The sequence below is a fragment of the Iodidimonas muriae genome (assembly GCF_014647255.1).
Taxonomy (GTDB): domain Bacteria; phylum Pseudomonadota; class Alphaproteobacteria; order Sphingomonadales; family Rhodothalassiaceae; genus Iodidimonas; species Iodidimonas muriae.
Map to the genome: position 1 here is coordinate 1 of NZ_BMOV01000025.1, position 715 is coordinate 715.

Annotated in this window: 1 protein-coding gene; it reads left to right on the forward strand. The window is 52.3% G+C overall.

What is annotated here, in order from left to right:
- Positions 1–9: 9 nt before the first annotated feature.
- A protein-coding gene (locus IEX96_RS13985; protein WP_188874164.1) for an IS5 family transposase occupies positions 10–715 on the forward strand; the annotation gives its coding sequence in 2 pieces (ribosomal slippage) (positions 10–343 and positions 343–715; 707 coding nt annotated over the 2 pieces). This gene is flagged as partial in the annotation.

Consider the following 715-nt stretch of genomic DNA (forward strand, 5'->3'; position numbering starts at 1 on the left):
AGATTTGTCATGAGTGATTTGTTTTGGCTTTCAGAAGCACAATTGGCCATTATCAAGCCTTGTTTTCCTCTGGCCCATGGCGTGCCGCGTGTAGATGATCGCCGTGTGATTTCGGGGATCATCTTTGTGATCCGAAACGGGCTTCGTTGGCGTGATGCTCCAGCAGAATATGGCCCTCACAAGACTTTGTACAATCGGTTCATTCGCTGGAGCCGGATGGGAGTTTTTGATAAGATATTCAGTCGGTTAACAGCAGAAGCAGGCGCGCCAGAGATGTTGATGATTGATGCCACCCACCTCAAAGCCCACCGAACAGCAGCCAGTCTGCTAAAAAAGGGGATGTTCCAAGACGTATTGGCCGCACCAAAGGCGGACTGAACTCCAAACTGCATGCCGTTTGTGATGGGATGGGGCGACCGATTATCATGCTTCTTACCGAAGGCCAGATGAGCGACCATATCGGGGCCAAATTGATTTACCCGGCCTTGCCGGAAGGGCCTGCGCAACTGCTTGGTGACAAGGGATATGACAGTGACGAGTTCCGGGCCGCATTGAACGCCAAGGGGATAACGCCCTGCATCCCGCCCCGAAAGGGTCGTAACTTTCCGGCAAGTTTTAATAAAACCCTCTACAAACAACGCCATAAAGTCGAAAACATGTTCGGACGGCTCAAAGATTGGCGGCGCGTCTCTACTCGCTACGACCGCTGTGCCCA